We start from the raw sequence: 21,220 nt of genomic DNA, 5'->3' as shown, positions 1-21,220 counted from the left end.
TTAATTAACAGCTTCAGAGGCTATAGACGTTTCATTTGAGTTTTGGTCACTATTGCTAGCAGTAATGTTATTTACTTCAAATACTGTTAATGCCTCATCCCCTAGTAGCCAAGTTCGCAAACCCTCACCTCGGCTCAAGCCACACTGCTCGTGCCATTGGGTTAAACGACCGAGTTTCGCAGCATCATCTTCTGTTTTATAGGGGTATACAGCTGGCACAAATGCTTCGCCAACGCTACCGCTTTTTAGAGTAATGGTCACTTTCCGCCACAGCATATCTAATGGGCGTGCAGGCTGGTCAAATTCAACAGATTCAATTTGCGCGTAATCAATCCAAAAGTATTTTCCGTTGGTGCCCAATAGCTCCAACACATACGCGTTTACATCGTCTAGGTCACGCCAATGCTCTACAGCTTTCCCATTTACGTTCAAACAAAGTGGTTTAACTACTTTTTCTAACTGCTCCAATGCAGCTGCAGCTTGGGTAGCATCGTCAGCATTTAACGCCACTAACAATTCTAAGGATTTGGCAATAACAGGCGTAGGCTGATCGATAACATCAGGCACAGCATTATTCTGGTAAACATCCATACGCGTCTGCGCAGCCCTAATTAGCTGTCGCCAAGTGCCCACGGTAATGGCTGATTGCGGGTCTAGCACGACCAATGTATTTAGTTGTTGATCTGCTCGTTCGTATTCACCTGCAATACATAGCAGCTCTATAAAAAAAGCACGCTTTTTAGCATCCGATGGCGACGCTTTTATCTCTTCTGCAATCGCAGCAAGTGCTGCTTGTATATTTCCTGCTGAATATTCTTCGCTTGCCGTAGCCATGTTCAATCCTTATTTTAATGTTGAGAGCCAACAGTTCCCACTGCCAGTTCGGTTACTAATTTAATGCTAGACACAAGTTGATCTAGCTGAAAATGGGGTTTTAAATGTACAACGCAGGTAAAATAACCAATACGCCCTGGTTGCTCATGAATTTCCACACGACTCTCTGACAGTGGATAACGCGCCTTTAAAACATTCGACGCCCCTTCACTAGAAGTTGTGTATTGATTCAACCAGTTTTGAAATACACGTTGGCAATCTTGCGCACTAATAATGCTACCTATACGGTCTCGACCAATGACTTTTAAATAGTGGCCAAACCGAGAAACGCAGAGCATGTATTGGATCATTGCCGATAAACGAGCATTAGTTTTGGCAATTTCTGTGGTGTATTCTGCTGGGTCATGGAGCGAGCTATTGCTGTAAAAAGCGCTAATTTCCGAACCAAAGTAACTACACATGGGGATAAACCCAAGATCGCTCAGCTCGCGCTCTAAATAATCATCTATTTGTAGTTTGGTTGTAGGTTGCGCCGCATTATTGGAGATATCTGTTTCGAAACGCGAATAGCGCATGCCTCGTACTACACCGCCTTCTCCAAACTCGTGCACGCCACCACGAATATCTGCAAACCACCCCGTATTAGCGAAAGCTCTTATAAGTACACTACCGAACGCAAAACAGGCATTACCCCACACATAATCGCTATCTGCATTCAGCGTACGCTCGTTGTAATTAAAGTTTTCTGCTCGGGTTCCGTCGGCCCGGTAGGGCTCACGCATTAACATTTCAGGTAATGTTAACCCTACAAAACGTGTCGACTCTGTTTGGCGTAATGACTTCCAGCGTAAATACTCTTTTTGTTTAAAAACGGCCTGTAAATCAATCGGGTAACCCATTTCTCTTGCGCTATCTAAGCCAAATAAAGATGCATGCGCGCCGGTGATAAACGGGCACAGGGCCGCTGTTGCAATATTTGCAAGCTCTTTAAGTGTGTCTAAATCATTGTAAAGCGAGCCGGCTCTATGCCTGTGAGAAACATAATAGTCGCCAAGCAGCACGCCAAAAGGTTCACCGCCTGGGGTGTCGAATTCATCACTGTATATTCGCTGAAACAACTGGCTTTGATCAAATTCAATTGCACGAGCTAAATCTTTACCAACCTCTTTCCAACCAACATTTAATACTTTAATTTTTACTGTAAGCTCTTCATCGTAATCGGATTGGGTATCAATTAAATGAATTACTCCGCGCCAACTCGCCTCAAGTGCGCGAAATCTTTCGTGATGTAATATTTCATCTATTTGAGCGCACAATATCTTATCTATTTCCAAAATAGTCTTTTCAATAAGATAAATGGCAGCGTCTTTAGAAGTGATGTTTTTGGTCACTAACGACCGATAAACCCAATCGTCAATATCCGAATCTTGTACATTGTTCGACGCGCTATTAAAACAGTGCAGCAGTAAAGATGGTATTCCCCCTTCTTCCACTTCCGGCGTCTCGATTGCATAGTCCACTGATTGCTCCAGCGATTCTGCCTCTATGTTTTCCGAATAGTTAGTCACTGTTATAGCGGCTGAAAGCCAATTCCTTTTGTGAGGTAGAAGTAGAGTCTGCAGTTACTGACTTCTCTACTCAAACTATTAATTTGTGCTCTTATACAACGTTACTTTTCTGCGAAACTAGCCCAGCCTACCAATCACAGTAAGCTGAGCTAGTTAGAGCAGTTACCTAGCCACCAATCTCTGGTATGCGAGCAACCATTCGTAAAGAAGTGCTCAACTCTTCCATTTGCAGCCAAGGGCGCAACCACGCAACGGCATTATATGAACCGGGCTTGCCTGGTACGGGCTTAACTTCAATTTTAGCTTCGCGAAGCGGGTATTGCGCACGCATATCTTGCCCGCCTTCTTCGCTCGCGTTTACATAGCCGTTAATCCAACGGTTTAGCCAATGCTGCATATCGTCAGATTCCATAAAACTACCCACTTTATCGCGAGCCATAACTTTCAAGTAATGAGCAATACGAGAAGTAGCCATTATGTAAGGCAAACGCGCAGAAATAGCTGCATTGGCGGTTGCTTCTGGCTGAGCGTATACACGAGGACGCTGAGTAGTTTGCCCACCAAAGAAAACGGCGTAGTCAGTATTTTTGTAGTGAGACAAAGGCATAAACCCTAAAGAGCTAAGCTCGGCCTCACGACGATCGGTAACAGCAATTTCGGTAGGACATTGCATATCGATATCGCCATCATCGGTAGTAGACAAATGCACAGGCAAATCATTTACTCGACCACCGCCTTCTGCACCACGAATAGCTGTACACCAGCCGTATTGTGCGAATGCGTCAGTTAAGCGCGCACCGAGTACATATGCTGCGTTAGACCAACAATATTGATTCAAAAGAGGCTTTTCACCGTCTGGTAATTCTTCGTAGCTAAACGCCTCTACAGGCTTTGTGGTTTCGCCATAGGGCAAACGCGCAAGAACACGCGGCATGGCCAAACTCACAAAACGCGAGTCGTCAGAATCGCGGAAAGAGCGCCATTTGGTGTATTCAGCAGAGTCGAATATCTTGCTTAAATCGCGTGGTTTGGAAAGTTCGTTCCACTTATCAAAGCCAAATAGTTTCGGGTCGGCGGCAGATAGGAACGGACAAAATGCAGCAGCCGCAACGTTAGACATACCGCTTAACAGCTCAATATCATCGGGATGATTAGTGAATTCGAAATCGCCGATCAACGCGCCATATGGCTCACCACCGGGAGTACCAAATTCATTTTCGTATAGCTTTTTAAATACTTGGCTTTGGTCGAATTCAACAGCTTTAGAAAGATCTTTAGCCACTTCCTTTTTACTTGCATTTAGTAATTTTATTTTTAAAGAAGTGCTGGTTTCACTGTTGTTTACCAAGTAGTGCATGCCACGCCAAGTTCCCTCTAACTTCTGGAAACTTTCGTTGTGCATAATTTCTCGCAACTGCTCACTAATTGCTTTGTCGATTGCTTCAATGGCCTTGTTAAAGGTGACCATCAAGTTTTTATTCCAGCTAACGGTTCCCTTAAGCGCTTCCTCTGTTAAGGTTTTTAACAGGGCTTGAGCTTCTTCTGTGTCTGTTTGTTTGGTAGCTTGAATAGCTTGATCCAACAGGCTTAAGGTTTGGGTTTCTACTGCGCCTTCTTGGGCTTCTGCAACTGCATCACTCATGATTAGGACTCCTTGTCTGCGCCAACCGCTTCGGCTAATTCGCCAAGATCAGCTTCGTTATTCAATATACGCTCTAAAATGCCTTCTAATTCTTCAGAACGGTCTGCTTTGGTTGATAAGTCGCGTAATTTATTACGCGTATCCAACAATTTTTTAAGTGGCTCTACCTGGTTCACAATGGCGCCTGGTTCAAAGTCATCCATAGATTCAAATTTCAAATCTACCGCGAATTGGCTGCCGTCGTTTTTCAAGGTGTTATTTACTTGAATTGACAATCCTGGAGTCATGCTTTTAAGCACTTCATCAAAATTATCTCGGTCTATCTGCACAAACCGGCGATCTTTTAACGCTTTTAACGGTGCAGTTGGGTCGCCAGAAAAATCGCCCATTACGCCTACAACAAATGGCAATTCCTTTTGTACTGTAGCCCCTTCGGTTTCCACATCGTAACTAATGTGAACCCGAGGCTTTCTAACTCGACTTAACTTTTTATGTATGCTTTCCATGTTGGAAATCCTCTTTCTTTTGCTGATTAAAATTACGCGCTAAAAACTATAAAACGCCAGTTTCACTTAGTAAGACAACACACTAATCTTGCCCACTCATCGACATTCCAGAAAGGTTCTGATATTTTTTTCTTGCGGACTCTTCTGGGATCAATTCTTTAATAAGCTCTGTAAGCGGTAACGAGCTCCAACGTATCGTTTGCTCAACCGAGTAAGATATAGGGGAATGTGGTTCGGTTTTTCTAAAAAAGTCTGCAACCTCTCGCAATAACTTCAACGCATGCTGCCGATCGACAATTTTTGCATTTAGGTTAACCTGCGAATCGGCAGCGGGTTGCCCGCCGGTTTCTTCCTGCTCTTGCATAGCCTCGACTTCACTGGCCTCACTTTGAATTCTATCGCCAGCAATATATTGGAATGTTTGCAAGCAGGCTTTTAATGCTTCTTTAATTTTACCGGTTGGCTGAGGATCATTCGGGCAGTATGCATCTATCTGCTGTTGAAACAACTCAAACTCATAGATTGCTGCGCTTATATCTGCATGCATTTTCTGCAAAAATTCAGTACTGGTTTGCGCAACAACCTGATCCAATGCCTCGCGAGATACTCCGCCCTGCTTTAGTCGAGCTTCACGCTTGTCAGGGTCAGTAATTCGAGCTAACTCAAAGGCTTGTTCACACTCCCACGTGGCTAGTGGGCCAGGGTAATCTCCCTGAGTAATGGGTATAGATTTAATCGGGGCAATCAAGGCGCCTTCCGAACCGAACCCGTTCAAACCTATAAGTGGTGCCAGCTGTGTAGCAATGCCATCCTCATCTGGCCGCGGGTACAATGCTTCGCCAAAGCTTGCTATAAGCTGCCTAGCAATACTAAAACCTGAAGCAAGCCCAGCAAAACCGTGAAACCGAGTTAAACCTTCTATATACCAAGCTACTAGTTCTATATCTTTACTTTCTGTCTTTAAAACCTCAGGCACTTTTTCGAGAATTAGCGTCCAATCTGGCATATGAAAGTACATACTTTCGCCACTCGCTAACGCAGCACGCTCATTATTTCTTGCTAGCGTGCGGGCATCGCGAAGTACTTGGTAGCTAGATGTTGGTGAGATATTCTCGCGTAAATCTTGCCCGACAGGCTCCCCCTCTTGCAAAGGCTCAAGCATGGCAGACAATTCTTCATTAGAGTTAAACAATTCCATTGTGCCTCCTCTACAGTACCGCTTGGCTGGAATTAACCGCTTTATGTTTATCAATAAGCCCTTGGATTACGACAATAGATTCACTGTTGCCTTTACGCTTATGAAACTTTAACTTGCCCTCTAACTTTTCAAGCAACTTTTGCTGAATCGATGTCATTACGGGCGAATCCGCAGGTATTGCAAAATCAGTTACCAGCGCTAACAAACTATCACTTACAGCAGCCATATCTTTATCAAACCATAAGTCTGCAATACTACTTTCTAACGCTTTTAAGTCTTCTTTTATAAAGTAAAGCGTTGCTTCTATTGGATACTCACCAGCATCAGCAGTATCTATTTTTAACCCTGCGAGATAGTTAGTGACTAATACAGCATTGGAAAGTGCGCGTAGCTGCTCGGGTAGTAAAAACTCAAAATGCGGCTTTCCAACACCGTTAATAAACGCGTTGATTTGCGCAAGCTGTGAAATATTATTGTTGGCTATTGCATCATCAACCTTATTTAAAATCATACTGGTCACATCTGCGCCAAGTACAACTTCAAATACCGGGTCGAAAGATAGTATTTTTTCTTGCAGTAAATCCAAATGACGAGCATCGGCCTGCGAAAAGTTTGTGGTTTGCCAAAAACTATAATATTGATGCTGCAACCCTAGCGCGTAGGCGTTTCGCTCACTTTCTACATCAGCCAATAAGCCAAGCAATTTATTGGAATCTGGGAAAATTGCCTTATAGCCTGAAGCATGAGCTAGAAAGCTATCAAAGTGAGACGCTTGAACACTAGCAGCAGAGTACCCCAACACATTTTTAGCTTGTGCACTGAGCTTATCTAAAATTCCACCCTTAATAGAAGCCAGCACCACTTGGCGTTCTGCCCCTTCTACGCCTTGCAAGCGCTGGACTAACGATGCGCTATTTTCGGGTAGATTTGCCAGCAAACTTGAAACCAATTGCTGCTGATAACTTAACTGTTGATATGCAGATTCATGCGCCGATCGCGTATCAATATATGCGTTTACAGCGCTTATTAAGCTAGAAACACCTAGCACTAACCCCACAGCTATCCCTGTAAAAACGGTCGCGTACGGTAATAAATTTTTAGCGAAAAACAGGCGTGAAACAAACTCATTTATCGAGCTGTAGCGTTTTGATGCAACCAAACTTAAGCCTTTTCGCAACACTAACCACTGAAATAGCCCTATCTCTTTAGGACGCGGCGGTACGTATTTTTTTGCAATTGTGCTTGTTGGTTTGCGTGCGTATGGGTGTTTACCGCTCAACAGTTCATAAACAATACACGCTAAAGAAAAAACATCATCGCTTGGGGATGCTGGCTCGTCGGCAATGGTTTGGGGGCTAGCATACGCCAACGTAAAGCCGTAATAGTTTGCACCATCGTCTATTTTTTGACCTTTAACCCTGGCATCTATGTATGATCTTGCCGTTGCAAAATCTATGACCTTTATTTCGCCAGACTCACTAATTAATATGTTGCTAGGCTTTACATCCGAATGAATAACACCATTTTGATGTGCTTCGGTTAGGCCAGCGGCAACTGCGCTAATGATCGCTTTGACTTGCTTATAGGCTAGTTTTTTATTTGGTTTGCGAGCTACAAGGTCGGCTAGCGACTCCCCTTCTATTAGCTCCATCGTCACGAAGTATAAATCTCCGTCTTGATGATAGTCGTAAACCTTTAAGATATTCGGGTGGGCCAAATGGCGGGTAGTAAGCGCCTCACGCAACATCATTTGCTGCTCATGATTACTAGCAGATGCAGGCGGAACCTTGACTATTTTTGCAGCAATGTGACTTTCGCTCTCGTCACCACCCAATACCGCAAGCATGTCGCGCACACGGTAAACACTACTCGTACCGCCCTGCCCTATTTGTCGCATGAGCATATAACGACCAAGCAAGATGGTTCCCTCGGCTAACTGGATGCCGCTAGGTAATTGCTCAATTTTTTGGGTGTCTATATTTTTAAGATCAGTTGCCGCTTCCATTTTGCGTTTTTTATCCAATTCCATTCTTCAAATTAAAGCGAAATAGCCTGCATTGAGCTAGATGCTCACAGAGCCAGGCAGACAGGATAAGAATGTAACCAATCGCCGTTAGCGTAGGCACATCAATTATTAAACTAAAGGAACTCATCCATGTGCAAAGTTAGCTATCGCGCTGAAAATCCTTTTTATAAGAAAAAACCTAGGCACTAGAAAACATACATAGCTATTAGCACCGACTGCTGCTCTACCAAAAGCAGCCAAAAACAATAATAAGCGCCACAACAAGAACACTTTTTGAACACAAAACAAATTTGACGACAGCTTATGTTAAGCGCGTTTTATTTTTTGCAAAATAAAAATATTTGAATGGCGCTCAAAATATTTTCGAACAATATAAATGCGTTTTACAGAACAGGAAAGCCAATTACGCTTAACATTTTTATTATGTGAATGCTGTCGCAAATACATTTCATGTCGGCTAGTTGATTTATTTTCTATCATGATAGACTTGCGCACATCGAAACAGCTACCAGATAAAACTTTTTTAACAATATACCTTGTTAATATTTATCGCAGGCTACTCCAACCAATTTTATTCAAAAAACCACGGAGGGAATTTGAATGAGAACGACCACATCCCAAAGCGATACAAACTATTATCGCAACAACACCTCCCCCAAGCACCCACGTGCCAAAGCTTACACACCGAACCCCATACTTTAGTTTAAAAAACTAATTAAAGGCATTAAAAACATCAACACATTAACAGTCTCACACCAGTAGAAAACTATGGCCTTACGAATAGATGTAAAAAATCATGATGCATTGGATACGAATGCACCTAAATTTACTTTGTTTGGGATGGATGGCGGCAAGCTAGGAAGAAGCTCTGAGTGCGAATTATATTTACCTTGCGAGGAAAAATCCGTATCGAGAGTGCATGCAGAAATTCGCTTGGAAGACTGCGCATTTTTATTAATAGACCGTAGCATTAACGGCGTTTATATCAACAAATCTAACGAGCCCTTAGGTATGGGCAAGCGCCACCCAATAAAACACGGCGATGTATTTCAAATTGGAAACTATGAATTAGAAGCCAATTTTGATGTGGAAGAAGACGATATACCAGCTTTTGCACCAAGTACAAATCAAGCTAATATTGTTTTAGACAATAACGCAGTTACAACCCAACCCGCCACATCGGACATAGCCGATGCCCGTATTGATTTTGGCTCGACCACCGATCAATTCACACCACCCACGACTATTATACCCAAGGACTGGGACCTAGATTTAGCATCCCCCGAACTACCTGCCGCAAAACCGGAAAAAGCCCAAGTTATAGATTTTTCTAACAAAAAATCAAAACTAATAGAAAGCCTACTTAGCGGGCTAGCACCCGAGTCGAAATTCACCGCAGACCAAATAACTCCCGAAACGGCCCAGTTGTTAGGCAAGGCATTACGCATTTCGCTGATGGGCGCTGTCGCGCAGCGACGTGTATTACAAGAGGCTAAAAGCAAAGCTTGCCTAGACGAAATACCCACTGAACGCCAAATGGAAGCAGACGCTTTGGGCAGCTTTCCAAACGCGGATTCAATTATTGAAGCACTACTAGATACAAGGCATCGGGATCAGAAAAAAATACCGTCACTGCTAAGTGCAACACTTAAATACAACTTGGAAGATCAAATCGAGCTCAACGCGGGCTATCAAGCAGCAATAACTAAAGCACAACAGTGTTTAGCCCCCGTGGAAATCGAAAAGGCACTAGAAAAAGCTCACAAGGCACACGCTCAAAAAAATAGCGCGATAGAAAGCCTTAGTAGTAAATTTATGTCGCAATCTAAAAAGTGGAGTTTCTACACCGCAAATTGGGCAAAAATTTGCGAGAAAGCTAGCGCTCAAATAGGTAAAGACTTTGAAACTAAAACGCTGCTAGCCCACGCAAAACGTATGCGGGATAAAAACAATGCAACCAAATAATCACTACTTTTTCGGCAGTACAGTGGCAAACATAGCTATTGCTGTGGCGGTACTTATTGGCTTCACCGGCTGCGCAGCAACAAACTATATAGTATCTCCGTACGACAAGTTAACGGTAATAGCCAATAAAGACGTTAACCCAGATGGCAGTGGTAGACCCTCCCCCATTCAAATTAAGGTATACCAACTTACATCTCGCACAACACTCGACAATTTAGATTTCGATAAATTATTTTATCGCGGGGAAGATTTCTTAAGTGACGAACTTCTGGAGCAAAAAGAATTTATTCTTCAACCCAAAGAAGAGCTCAAGCACGAAATAGCCTTAGTTAGCGGCGTTACCCATATTGCTGTGCTCGCCGCCTACAGAGACATTGATTCTACGCGTTGGAAGCACCTATATAAGATAAATGATACCGGCTATTACTCACATAAAATAATGGTCACTCAGCAAGGGCTCGTTGACGTTCCAAAATCTCAGAAGAAACAACAGCGACGGCGCAGAGAACGCGACTAACAAATTAGGCATTTTTAGCAGGGTACCCGCTACTCACTTTTTACCAGAATATAATACGGACTAAGCACATTATGGTTAAGCACAACAAAATAGCGTGGATGGAAAGCCAATACTTATTCCCACACCACTTCCAGCAACAAGAACGCTATATTGAAGCCACCATAGAGCACCGCGCGAAAGCGATTAGACCATTTGTATGGGGCTTTGAAGCGCTCGAGCTTGACAGTACGCTACTAAACGAACAGCGCATTGCCCTCACACGTGCAAGCGGCATAATGACTGATGGCTGCCCTTTCGATTTACCTCATAACGCACCACTGCCAGCTCCAATTCAAGTGGATCAGCAGGTAAAAAATGAGCTTGTATACCTTGTACTGCCAATATACCAAGCGGGTTCGCGCTATGTTGAAAGCAGTAATGCAGGGGAAGGTGTTGCACGATACCGGCTTCAAGAATTGGAAGTATTTGATTACTGTTCAGACAACAACAATGCTGAGCAAGTAGAAAGCGCCACATTACAGTTCAGGCTAGCACTAGAGCACGAAAACCTAGGTGGATTCACCTGCTTACCTATCGCGCGAATAGCGGAAGTCACGCAAGAAGGCGCCATAATTTTAGATAAGAAATTTATTCCACCTGTACTTTCTGTAAAAGCCAACCCGCTGCTTCAGGGTTACCTAAGTGACATTATTGGGATGCTGCACCAACGCGGTGACTTACTCTCACATAGGTTTAATTCAGGCACTCAAGATAATAATTCTGCAGCTATAGCCGACTTTATGTTATTACAACTTATTAATGGCGCAGAACCGGCTCTACGCCACTTGAACAATATTAAGAAAACACACCCAGAAACCCTGTATGCCAAACTGGTATCTCTATCTGGAGAACTAGCGACATTTACAACAAAGTCTAAGCGCCCAGTTGACTTTGAACCCTACAAGCATAACGACCTATACAAATGTTATTTGCCTGTAATCGAAACCCTAAGTAAGCAGCTTAGCGTTGTATTAGAGCAAACCGCAATTTCTCTGCCGATGGAGAAGCGCCAGTACGGTATTTATGTATCGCGCATTACCGACCGTTCGCTTCTATCTCAGTCACGATTTATTTTGGCCGCCAAGGCTAATATCAGTACTGATCAACTGCGTGCCCACTTGCCAAAACATGTAAAAATTGGCTCCGTAGAAACCATTCGCGACTTGGTAAATAACCAGCTAACTGGTATCACCCTTACAAATCTCGCCATGGCACCTAGAGAGATTTCTTATACCGCAGGGTTTGTGTATTTTGAGCTGGACGCTCACGGCGAACAATGGCAATCGCTCAACAACTCTGGTGGTTTCGCTTTTCATATTGCCGGCGATTTACCGGAACTAGCCGTAGAATTTTGGGCTATTCGAAACTAATTGAGTTTGCGCGTAACACCAGCAAGGGATACAGATGGACAACTCGGATATAACAGTAATTAAGCCTCGACCAGGAAAGCGAGCAAACGCGCCCCAACAAAGCGTAACTCCGTCGTCGGATCAGACCATAATAAAGCCGCGCCCTCGCCCCGGCGGCAAGCGCACACCTCCCACTGCGGCAATGGGCGATACGACTGTTATAAAGCCTCGCCACCCAAACCAATCGGCAACTGTAGACTTAAAATTCGCAGCCATAGAGAACACACACGCAACAACAATTGCCGAGGCGGCATCCCCCGTTTTGGCGCTTGCGACTCAACTAAAGCAAATTCAAGGTAAAGTAGATGGCCAGCGCCTACGAAATTATGTGCAAGAGTCCATTAAACAGTTTGATAGCAAAATAACCAAACTTGAAAGCGATATTCAAATAAGGCAAGACGCCAACTATATACTGTGCGCTCTTATTGACGAGACCATTCTAAATACCACTTGGGGTGAGATGTCTGGCTGGAGCCAACACCCTATACTCAGTATTTTTCACAAAGAAACCTACGGTGGAGAAAAATTCTACCGCATATTAGATACAAGCTTAGAATCCCCTTACGAGCATAAAGATTTACTAGAAATACTTTTTGTTGCAATGTCACTTGGTTTTATGGGAAAGCTGAGAATAGACCCTCAAGGCCCTATAAAAATTGAAAAAATCCGTAGTCGTCTTTACGACGTACTACATAGATCCAGAGAGAAATACAACAACACCCTATCGGTTAATATTTCTCCGCAAATCAGTAATAAGCAACACCTATACTCATTTTTACCTGCTTGGCTGTTAATCGGCACACTTGTGCTCGCCGCATTTGGCCTATACAGCTATTGGCTTATCGGCTTAAACAAAGAGTCGGACACAACGCGCGTACTAATGACTAACCTAATTCCCACGCCCGAGAAAAAAGTACTCGACCCCAGTATGGTTCGGCCTGAATTTATCGAGCTGCGCGCTTTACTTACCCCAGAAATAGACAGAGGTATTTTAAGTGTGCAGGACTACCCGACTCACACCTCGATAGTGCTGCACAACCAAGAGCTTTTCACCTCTGGCAATATCAATATCACACCCTCTTTTGAGCCAATATTAGATAAAATAGCCAAGGCACTGGAAGCCATACCGGGCAGAATTATCGTATCTGGCCATACCGATAACGAATCTATTCGCACACCGCGCTACCCTTCTAACTGGCACCTCTCCCTTGCTCGCGCAAGTGAAGTGGTTAAGTACTTAGCTGCAAGTGCAGACCTTAAATCACGCCTACTACCTGAAGGACGCGGGGCTAACGAACCCATTATGAGTAACGACACCGCCGCTGGGCGCGCCCACAATCGCCGTGTTGTTATCGACGTTTATTACCATCAAGGATTAATAGCTAGCGAACAGCAAGCTAAATAGGGAGCACCAGCTTGAAACGTTTTTTCCAACAATTTACCCAGCCCTGGTTTCTTTCTCTTTTGGGCGTACTTTTGCTGTGCTTGATTATTTGGTACATAGGGCCACTTATAGCAATTGCAGAGTACAAACCACTTAGCGCCGAGTGGGTAAGATTAAGCATGGTATTTGTTGCCCTTATACTTTGGGGCTTAAATAATTTACGTAAGAGAACCAGAACAAACCAAGCCACAGATAAATTGGCAAATGCTATTGCGGAAGATGCCAAGCCAGCTGCTAGCAAAACCAAGAAGGTACCATCGGCCGATGAACAAATTTTAGAATCCAACCTTCAAAAAAGCCTTGGCTTGCTACAAGGTAGTGGCTTTGGCAAAGACAATAAACTGTATAAGCTGCCATGGTATATGGTAATCGGCGCCCCAGGCTCAGGAAAAACCACAGCGTTAAAGAATTCTGGCCTTAACTTCCCGCTGCAAAATAAACTTGGCGACGCCCCCATTCAAGGCGAAGGCGGCACACGCTACTGCGACTGGTGGTTTACCGAGGAAGCCATATTAATTGACACCGCCGGCAGGTACACCACGCAAGACAACCCACAAACTAAAGACAGTGAAGCGTGGCTTGGCTTTTTAGCGCGCCTTAAAAAAGCGAGACCCAAGCAACCCTTAAACGGCATAATTGTTACTGTAAGCATACAGGATATTCTGCAAAAGACGCCCACTCAAAAAGCTTTACAAGCAACGGCAATAAAGCAGCGCGTACAAGAGCTCAACAATCATTTAAACATGAAAATACCGGTGTATTTGGTATTAAGCAAACTCGACATGGTTGCAGGCTTTAACAGCTTTTTCTCTGATTTAGAAGCGCAAGACAGAGAACAAGCATGGGGGTTTACCTACAGCCAGTTCAAAGCGGGCGATATTTCTGCTACTGAAGAAGTGTTTAACAATGAATTTGATTTACTACTACAACGCCTTGAAGACCGTGTGCTATCTCGGCTAAATAATGAGCACAGCCCACAAAAGCGTGCATTAATCTACGAGTTCCCTCGTCAGATGCGCGCACTTAAAACTGAGATTCTTAAGTTTGTAGCCCCTATTTTTACCCCCAATCAATTTGAAACCCCTATTATGTGGCGCGGCTTATACCTGCTTAGTAGCACGCAGAGCAATATGGCTTCGCGCTGGGTAACAGGTATTTTACCCCCAGAACAATGCGCGCCCCCAATTGACATAATTGGCATTCAACCTAAAACCTATTTCGTTAATAACTTACTTAAAAAAGTTATCTTTGCTGAGGCCAACCTAGCAACACTAAACGACAAAATGCGCGCTCGTTACCGCTGGATATACACTGGCCTAACAGGCTGTGCTATTGCTGCTTTTTCTTGCTTGGCCATCGCCTGGTCGCACAGTAAAACCTTAAATAAGGATTACATTCACGAAATTGAAGACCAGCTAGAAAAGTATTCTAAAATTGATAAAAAACAAAATACTGCAGTGCGAGACTGGCACAACCTCGCCTTAAAACTAAACCTACTGCGAGACTTACCCACAGGCTATATGCTTAAAGATAGCCAATATACCTTTAAACAGGGTTTTGGTTTATACCAAGGTAACAAGTTAGGTGAACAAGCCGAAACCACCTATAAAAAAGCGCTCGAATCGTTTTTTATGCAGCACTTAGAAGAAATGCTAGGCGAACAGCTTGAGCTTGCTAAAAATGACGATGAGCGACTGTACGAAGCCCTTAAGTTCTACTTAATGCCCTACCACTCCAGCAAAATGGATACAGACAGTTTTACCTTATGGGTAAACATTCTATGGGAGCGCCAACTACCTAATCAAAACAAGCAAGTTTTATTAAGTGAGTTAAATAGCCACCTTAAAACTGCGCTAAGCGAAAAAGTATCCCCGTTTCCTATCGACGACACTAAAGTCGAAATGGCCCGTAACATACTTATAAAAACCCCGCTTGATCTACGCGTATACCGACGCTTAAAAAATGATTACATGGATCTTCATCCAGAAGAGTTTTCGATCAAAAGCGTATTAGGCAAAAAAGCAGATGCAATGTTTTATAGAAAAAGTGGAAAGGCTCTTGAAAATGGCATTCCAGAATTATTCACCTATTCTGGGTTTCATCGAGGGTTTAACTTAGAGAACATTAAATTATCGCAACGCCTAGCCGATGAACAATGGATTTATGGCGACAAACAAGAAGAGGCGCTTACTGAAGAGCGCATAAAAGAAATAAGCAGCAGAGTAAACCAATATTACTTTAACGAGTATATTGCGCGCTGGGATGAATACCTAAACGATGTAGCTATTCAATCGTTTGGCACCGTTAACCGAGGCCAATCTGTGGTGCAAATGCTTGCCAGCTCTGACCAACCGCTGGTTAAACTGCTTGTTCAAATTCGCAAACATACCGCACTAAGCGAAGCGCCTGTTATTAGCGACAACATGAAAGATTCCGCTAACCAATTAGCTGAAGAATTTTCCAGCAGTCAAAAAGGTAGACTCGAACGGTTAGTGCCAAAATCTGCGGGGCTTAGTAATATAAAACTCCCCGGCTTCGACGTAACCGAGCATTTCGAAGACCTAAACAGCTATATAAATACTGAAGAAGGCCTGCCTTTACTGCAGTTACAGCAAGCTTTAATTAATTTAGACGACTACTTTCAAAACTTAGCTTATTCTGAAAACACCAAACAAGCCGCATTTGACGCTAGTAAAGAATGGAAAGGTGGCAGCAGCCCTGTTGTATTTGTACAGCGCGCTATATCCGATGCACCACCTCAAATTGAAACTTGGTTCTCATCTATTGCAAGAGATACCGCGCAGGTTACCGCAGCAGCTACCCAAAGCCATATGAATAATATTTGGCAAACAGAGGTTGTGAGTTTTTATAATCGTGCGATTAAAGATAAATACCCCTTAAACCCAAAAAGTAAGCGTGATGTTAAACTAGCAGACTTCACAAAATTTTTTGGCCCCGCCGGCATATTAGATTCCTACTTTGTGGAATATATAGAACCCTTTGTAGACACATCTAAACACCCGTGGCGCTGGAAGAAAAATATAGGCCTTAGCACAAACAGCCTAGAACTTTTTTATCAAGCCCAAAACATTAAAAATGCCTACTTCTCGGATAAAAGCGGCGAACCAGAAGTTGCATTCTCGATGAAGCCGCACACACTCGACCATATTGCCAGTGGCTTTTTACTAGAAACAGCAGGTACCACTATCGCCTACAATCACGGCCCAGTGCGCAATGTAAATGTACTATGGCCTGGCGCAAAAACAGACCTATCTAAAATTGTTTTTAGCCTGTCCAGTAAAGGCACCCCAATTAGCGCTCGCACCGAAGGCGAGTGGAGCTGGTTTAGACTGCTAGACGAACACAGCAAGATAGAACGCAAGAAAGAATCCGACGGATTATTGGTTACTTTTGAACTGGATGGAATTGCTTCGGCTTATATCATTCAGCCCGCAAGTACCGACAACCCTTACCATAATAAAGATGTGCAAAAGTTTAGCTTGCCCACACAGCTGTAAATACTTGGAGAGATCAATTAATGGAAGCTGTTGGTGATTTCCAAACAAACAGCACAGCTAATCCAGCACCGCAGACAGATACCTGCGGGCTGTTTGGCAAACTGCCGCAACAAGGTGATTTTATTTCGCACTTTTTACCTGCTGCATTTACAGATGTTTGGCATGCTTGGCTGCAAGGGTGTTTGGGTGTAAGTAAAGAACAGCTTGGCGACACCTGGTTAGATTTTTATTTAACCAGCCCTGTTTGGCGCTTTTCACTTATGCCCACTATTACACACCCGCAAAGCGTGGCGGGCATAATGATCCCAAGTGTGGATGAAGTCGGCCGCTACTTCCCGCTTACCTTAGTACAAATATATAACCACACACCTTGGTCTGCTTACTTACATGGCGATGCGTGGTTTAGCCAACTGGAGAGCGCTGCACTTTTAGCTTTAGAAGAACATACTAGCTACTCTAATTTTATCGGCAACTTCGAAATGCTACCTTCGCTACAGTTACCTGAGTTTAGCAATTTTGAAACACTGCACGCTCAACATTCCTACGCAGAAAATTTTGTAGTCGAAACACCACCTAGTAACAGCGACCAACAACTGCCTTTAAACCTATTACACAAAGCCTACCAGCGAATTTACGGTGCCTACGGCATATGGTGGACACAGGGCTCAGAGCATATTGCACCTACACTGTTGGTAAACAGTGGCCTACCCGATGCAGGCCAATTTGCAGCCATGCTAGATGGCAACTGGCAACAGTGGGGATGGAACCTGGAATCTGTATTAGAAAATAAAAATTAAGGATAATTGCCAACTAATGCAAAACTTAAATGTGGGTATAGCCACCAGCAGCATGACACACACAGGCTGCGTAAGAGAGAAAAACGAAGACGCTCTAATTGCACTGCCCAAATCGGGGATATGGGCTGTAGCAGACGGCATGGGCGGCCACGACGCTGGCGACTACGCTAGTCGGTGCGTAATAAGCCATTTATATCAAGCGGCTGCTAATTACCAAGGGCAAGCTCTTGTGGATGCCATACCATCTGTAATTCAAGCAGCAAACACAGAGCTTTATAGGTATGCCAATAGCATTAGTACCGAAAGCGTAATAGGAAGTACCGTAGTGGTACTTGTATTAGAAAACGACCGCTACCATTGCTTTTGGAGTGGTGATAGCCGCTGCTACCTATTGAGGGATGACACCTTCACGCTCATCACCCGCGACCATACAGAGGCCGAAGAACTTTTAGCAGAAGGCATACTTAGCTTAGAAGAAATAAAAAACACACCTGCCGCCAATACCCTTACCCAAGCAATTGGCGTAGATGAAAGCCCATATGTAGATTATATATGTGACTATATATATGAAGAAGATCGCTTTTTGCTATGCACCGATGGCTTAACAAAGGTGTATAGCGACGAACAGCTCGCCTTGCGCGTGGATGCAAATAATATTGATAAAATAAACCAAAGCTTTTTAACTGGCGCCTTAGATGCTGGTGCACCAGACAACTTAAGCAGCATTATTGTTTCTCTTTAACTAGGTAGCGCTACTAGCGTAATGTTTTTCAGCTCGCCAAAAAACTAACAAGGGCTTGGTATGGCGATGCGGCATGGAAACATTGCTGCTCAGATGTAACCTGTAGCGCACAGCACTCCACTATCTGCTTGGGGGTATAACACACCAAGTGCAACTCCCCCTCGCCTTCAACAAGCTCACTGCCTTCAACACGGTATATGCCAAATCCAGCCTTGCGCAGCGACTCCCATTGCAAATCGTTAAGGTACTGACCACCTGTCGCAATAAACGGCTCGTCGGCTAATACCACACGTAAAACATTAAATTGACGAGGCGCAGAAAGAAAATCTCGGCGCACTTCATAACATAGCCATAAAACACCGTCATCCGCGCTACAAAAAGCGAGGTTGCCGAATCCGTCGTCCACAACCGGTGGCAAATCCGCCAGTAATTGAATGTGTGCAGAGTGATTGGCGTGCATAACTAGCTTTGGCCCGCAATCAAACGAATACCGGCCTCTTCTATAGTAATTACCTGCTGCTTATATAAACCGCCAATAGCCTTTTTAAAGGCCGCTTTGCTCATACCCAACTGAGCCGAGATCTCCGCGGGGTCGGATTTATCATGCAACGCAGCATAACCACCCTGCTTTTTAAGGTAATCGAGAATGGTTTGGCAATTTTTGTCTCGCGCTTTATAGCCCCCATTCAAAGTGAGGTCTATCCGCCCATCAGCTCGCACTTGCTGGATATACCCCTTTACACTTTGGCCAAAACTTAACCGCTGAAACACGTCATTTTTATATAACACACCCCAATGGCTGTGATTAACAATGGCTTTAAAGCCCAATTCAGTGGAATTAGCTATTATCAAACTCACTTCTTGCCGAGGCTTAAACCGGTGAGGCTTATCATCGTCGATAAACTTATCTACCTTTGATGAGGCCACAATACGGCCATCGCGTCTATCTTGGTATACATATACAAGGTATGACTTCCCTTCTAACATCTTTACGTGCTGCTCGGCAAAGGGCACCAATAGGTGCTTATCTAGGCCCCAGTCTAAAAAAGCGCCAAAATGCGTAGTTTCTACCACTTGCAAATAAGCAAACTGGCCAACCTGAACCCGAGGGCGCTTGGTTGTCGCTATTGGGCGGTCTTCTGAATCTAAATAGAGGAAGGCCTTCACCGAATCTCCAATTTCCAGCCCTTCTGGCGCAACCCTATTAGGCAGAAGAATTTCACCTAAGTTGCCAGCGTCAAGGTAAACCCCAAACTCAACACGTTTAACCACTTCCAAGGGGTAAGATCGACCAATACGGTACATTCAACACTCTCTATTCACATAAACAAAAGAAACAGTATACAACCCAACAACGCTTCCCCCTAGTACTAAGCCAACCACCTAAAATAGAAGCACAATCGAGCAGCGACTACTTTTTAACCAAAGAATAACAATAGGTATGCCGACTTATAGAAGCAGACAAGAGAATAAAAAATAAAGCTTTGGGAGGGAATGGGAGAAACGGAGTGCGATTGCACCCCGTTTTGAAATCAAATTAAAAATCTGTCGCCAAATTCTTTTTAAATATTTACGCGCCAAATATTTTTACTAAGCAGATTTACTTTCAGTGCCACGAACTGCATCGAGCAGATCATAAATAATAGATTCGATTGTAGAAGCTCTATCTGGGTGACCCGCAAGGTCGTATACACCGTCCTGTTCTAACCGTTCTAGGATAGAAATGTCATTTTTAGTCAACCGAATTAACGGTGCCACTTGCAGGTAACTTGGTTGATTGATATTGATGTCCTGTACTGCAGTTTGATTAGCCATAACAACCTCTCTCAATGAGTTAATTATTTTCAGCTGATCCTATTGCTGACACCCATGAAATCAACTGTTTTTTTTTGATACATGGTTTTACGGCTTTGTGAGCAGGTGTTTCATTCGTGACACACCCCAAAACAACATTATTTTTTACTTTTAAACAAAAAACTGGAGAAACAAAATGGAAATGAATTGCATATCTAAAATTGCTGGCATTGGCGCTTATTTACCAAAGCAACGTGTGACGTCAGATGAGTTAATGGCGGAAATAGCAAGCACGCGCTTTGGCACACCAGAGAATTATATCTCAAACAAGATTGGCATCATAGAGCGCAGAATGGCAGATGAAAAAACACTCGCGTCAGACATGGCAATCATGGCCTCTGAAGTAGCACTAAGAGATGCAAACGTACAAGCTCACGAAATTGACTTAATCCTTTATTGTGGCATCGAAAGAGATTGGCAAGAGCCAGCAACGGCCCATAGAATACAGGCCGAGCTTGGGGCCACATCAGCAATAGTTCTGGATGTTACGAATGCTTGTCATGGTTTTTTAAATGGCATTTCTATAGCAGATGCATTTATTGCAAATCACAGCGCCCAAACCGTACTTGTGTGCACCGGCGAGAAGCAAAGTAACCTAACCTACGAAGCAATTGATCAACTTAAAAAGCTATCAAGTAAAGAAGAGTTCCGCAAAAGACTTGGAGGGCTAACAGTAGGTGACGCTGGAGGGGCAATGATTATTCAGCGTGGTAATGAACATTCGGGTTTCCAAAAAATGAACTTTATGTCTGATGGTAGCCATACAAACCTATGCTATTACAAACATACGGATAGTGGCACGCAAGGTCAGATGCTAATGCGCGAGATTACAGTACAAATATTACGGCTTCATAAAATGTTCATAGACAGTACCTATGAACTTTTGGGTTGGCAGCCAGAAAGTATTGACAAACTATTTTGTCACCAAACTGGAGCTAAACCGCACCAAGGAATGGCCAGTTTGGCGCACCAACCCATCAACAAGGCGCCTATTACCTATGATAATTACGGGAATTTGACCTCCGCCTCAATACCTGTAAATATGTTCTTAAACCGCCCCCAACGAGGTGAAAAAATCTTGATTATGGGAACTGGCAGCGGCCTCTCCGTGTGCCAAAGCGGATTAATATTTTAATAGTTAACACCTTTTAGAAGGATTAC

Annotated in this window: 17 protein-coding genes; 8 read left to right on the top strand and 9 right to left on the bottom strand. The window is 43.7% G+C overall.

The window, feature by feature from the left end:
• From SDE_RS08030 to SDE_RS08005, 6 genes are all read right to left on the bottom strand, one after another.
• The gene (locus tag SDE_RS08030) at positions 1 to 834 is read right to left on the bottom strand and encodes a type VI secretion system accessory protein TagJ (protein ID WP_011468014.1); all 834 of its coding nucleotides are present in this window, start codon (positions 832 to 834) and stop codon (positions 1 to 3) included.
• Between the two features lie 14 nt (positions 835 to 848).
• The gene (gene tssC, locus SDE_RS08025) at positions 849 to 2,402 is read right to left on the bottom strand and encodes a type VI secretion system contractile sheath large subunit (RefSeq protein WP_011468013.1); all 1,554 of its coding nucleotides are present in this window, start codon (positions 2,400 to 2,402) and stop codon (positions 849 to 851) included.
• Positions 2,403 to 2,568: 166 nt separating this feature from the next.
• The gene (tssC, locus tag SDE_RS08020) at positions 2,569 to 4,044 is read right to left on the bottom strand and encodes a type VI secretion system contractile sheath large subunit (RefSeq protein WP_011468012.1); all 1,476 of its coding nucleotides are present in this window, start codon (positions 4,042 to 4,044) and stop codon (positions 2,569 to 2,571) included.
• A gap of 2 nt (positions 4,045 to 4,046) precedes the next feature.
• Complete coding sequence (gene tssB / locus SDE_RS08015; RefSeq protein ID WP_011468011.1) at positions 4,047 to 4,550, bottom strand: type VI secretion system contractile sheath small subunit; 504 nt, start codon at positions 4,548 to 4,550, stop codon at positions 4,047 to 4,049.
• An 82-nt stretch (positions 4,551 to 4,632) separates the two neighbouring features.
• A complete protein-coding gene (tssA, locus tag SDE_RS08010) occupies positions 4,633 to 5,748 on the bottom strand; it encodes a type VI secretion system protein TssA (protein WP_011468010.1) in 1,116 nt (371 codons plus the stop codon).
• Positions 5,749 to 5,758: 10 nt separating this feature from the next.
• Positions 5,759 to 7,771: a serine/threonine protein kinase gene (locus SDE_RS08005; protein WP_226986480.1), complete on the bottom strand. Its 2,013-nt coding sequence runs from the start codon at positions 7,769 to 7,771 to the stop codon at positions 5,759 to 5,761.
• A gap of 771 nt (positions 7,772 to 8,542) precedes the next feature.
• On the opposite strand from SDE_RS08005, the gene SDE_RS08000 reads away from it, so the two are divergent.
• The 7 genes from SDE_RS08000 to SDE_RS07970 all read left to right on the top strand — a co-directional run bounded on the left by SDE_RS08000 (position 8,543) and on the right by SDE_RS07970 (position 18,205).
• The gene (locus tag SDE_RS08000; RefSeq protein WP_011468008.1) at positions 8,543 to 9,739 is read left to right on the top strand and encodes a type VI secretion system-associated FHA domain protein; all 1,197 of its coding nucleotides are present in this window, start codon (positions 8,543 to 8,545) and stop codon (positions 9,737 to 9,739) included.
• Complete coding sequence (gene tssJ / locus SDE_RS07995; RefSeq protein ID WP_041324421.1) at positions 9,726 to 10,256, top strand: type VI secretion system lipoprotein TssJ; 531 nt, start codon at positions 9,726 to 9,728, stop codon at positions 10,254 to 10,256. Before SDE_RS08000 ends, tssJ begins: the two co-directional genes overlap by 14 nt.
• 71 nt (positions 10,257 to 10,327) lie before the next feature.
• On the top strand, positions 10,328 to 11,665 hold the full coding sequence (tssK, locus tag SDE_RS07990; RefSeq protein ID WP_011468006.1) for a type VI secretion system baseplate subunit TssK: 1,338 nt from the start codon (positions 10,328 to 10,330) through the stop codon (positions 11,663 to 11,665).
• Positions 11,666 to 11,699: 34 nt separating this feature from the next.
• Positions 11,700 to 13,109, top strand: coding sequence for a type VI secretion system protein TssL, long form (gene tssL / locus SDE_RS07985; protein WP_011468005.1), 1,410 nt, complete (start codon positions 11,700 to 11,702; stop codon positions 13,107 to 13,109).
• Positions 13,110 to 13,120: 11 nt separating this feature from the next.
• Positions 13,121 to 16,666 carry a type VI secretion system membrane subunit TssM gene (gene tssM / locus SDE_RS07980; RefSeq protein WP_011468004.1) on the top strand — a complete coding sequence of 1,182 codons (3,546 nt, stop codon included), beginning with the start codon at positions 13,121 to 13,123 and terminating at the stop codon, positions 16,664 to 16,666.
• Positions 16,667 to 16,686: 20 nt separating this feature from the next.
• Positions 16,687 to 17,463 carry a type VI secretion system-associated protein TagF gene (tagF, locus tag SDE_RS07975; protein ID WP_011468003.1) on the top strand — a complete coding sequence of 259 codons (777 nt, stop codon included), beginning with the start codon at positions 16,687 to 16,689 and terminating at the stop codon, positions 17,461 to 17,463.
• 16 nt (positions 17,464 to 17,479) lie between these two features.
• Positions 17,480 to 18,205, top strand: a complete 726-nt coding sequence (locus SDE_RS07970) for a PP2C family protein-serine/threonine phosphatase (RefSeq protein ID WP_011468002.1) — start codon at positions 17,480 to 17,482, stop codon at positions 18,203 to 18,205.
• Between the two features lie 28 nt (positions 18,206 to 18,233).
• On the opposite strand, the gene SDE_RS07965 is transcribed toward SDE_RS07970, so the two are convergent.
• The 3 genes from SDE_RS07965 to SDE_RS07955 form a co-directional block, all read right to left on the bottom strand.
• On the bottom strand, positions 18,234 to 18,665 hold the full coding sequence (locus SDE_RS07965) for a hypothetical protein (protein WP_011468001.1): 432 nt from the start codon (positions 18,663 to 18,665) through the stop codon (positions 18,234 to 18,236).
• Between the two features lie 2 nt (positions 18,666 to 18,667).
• Positions 18,668 to 19,510: a CvfB family protein gene (locus tag SDE_RS07960; RefSeq protein ID WP_011468000.1), complete on the bottom strand. Its 843-nt coding sequence runs from the start codon at positions 19,508 to 19,510 to the stop codon at positions 18,668 to 18,670.
• 285 nt (positions 19,511 to 19,795) lie between these two features.
• A complete protein-coding gene (locus SDE_RS07955) occupies positions 19,796 to 20,020 on the bottom strand; it encodes a hypothetical protein (protein WP_041324418.1) in 225 nt (74 codons plus the stop codon).
• 175 nt (positions 20,021 to 20,195) lie between these two features.
• On the opposite strand from SDE_RS07955, the gene SDE_RS07950 reads away from it, so the two are divergent.
• Positions 20,196 to 21,194 (top strand): ketoacyl-ACP synthase III, encoded by a 999-nt coding sequence (locus tag SDE_RS07950; protein ID WP_011467999.1) that lies wholly within the window; start codon positions 20,196 to 20,198, stop codon positions 21,192 to 21,194.
• The last annotated feature ends 26 nt before the right edge of the window (positions 21,195 to 21,220 follow it).

This window comes from Saccharophagus degradans 2-40 (assembly GCF_000013665.1).
In the GTDB taxonomy this organism is placed as follows: Bacteria; Pseudomonadota; Gammaproteobacteria; order Pseudomonadales; family Cellvibrionaceae; genus Saccharophagus; species Saccharophagus degradans.
This window is presented reverse-complemented; position numbering and strand designations above follow the sequence as displayed.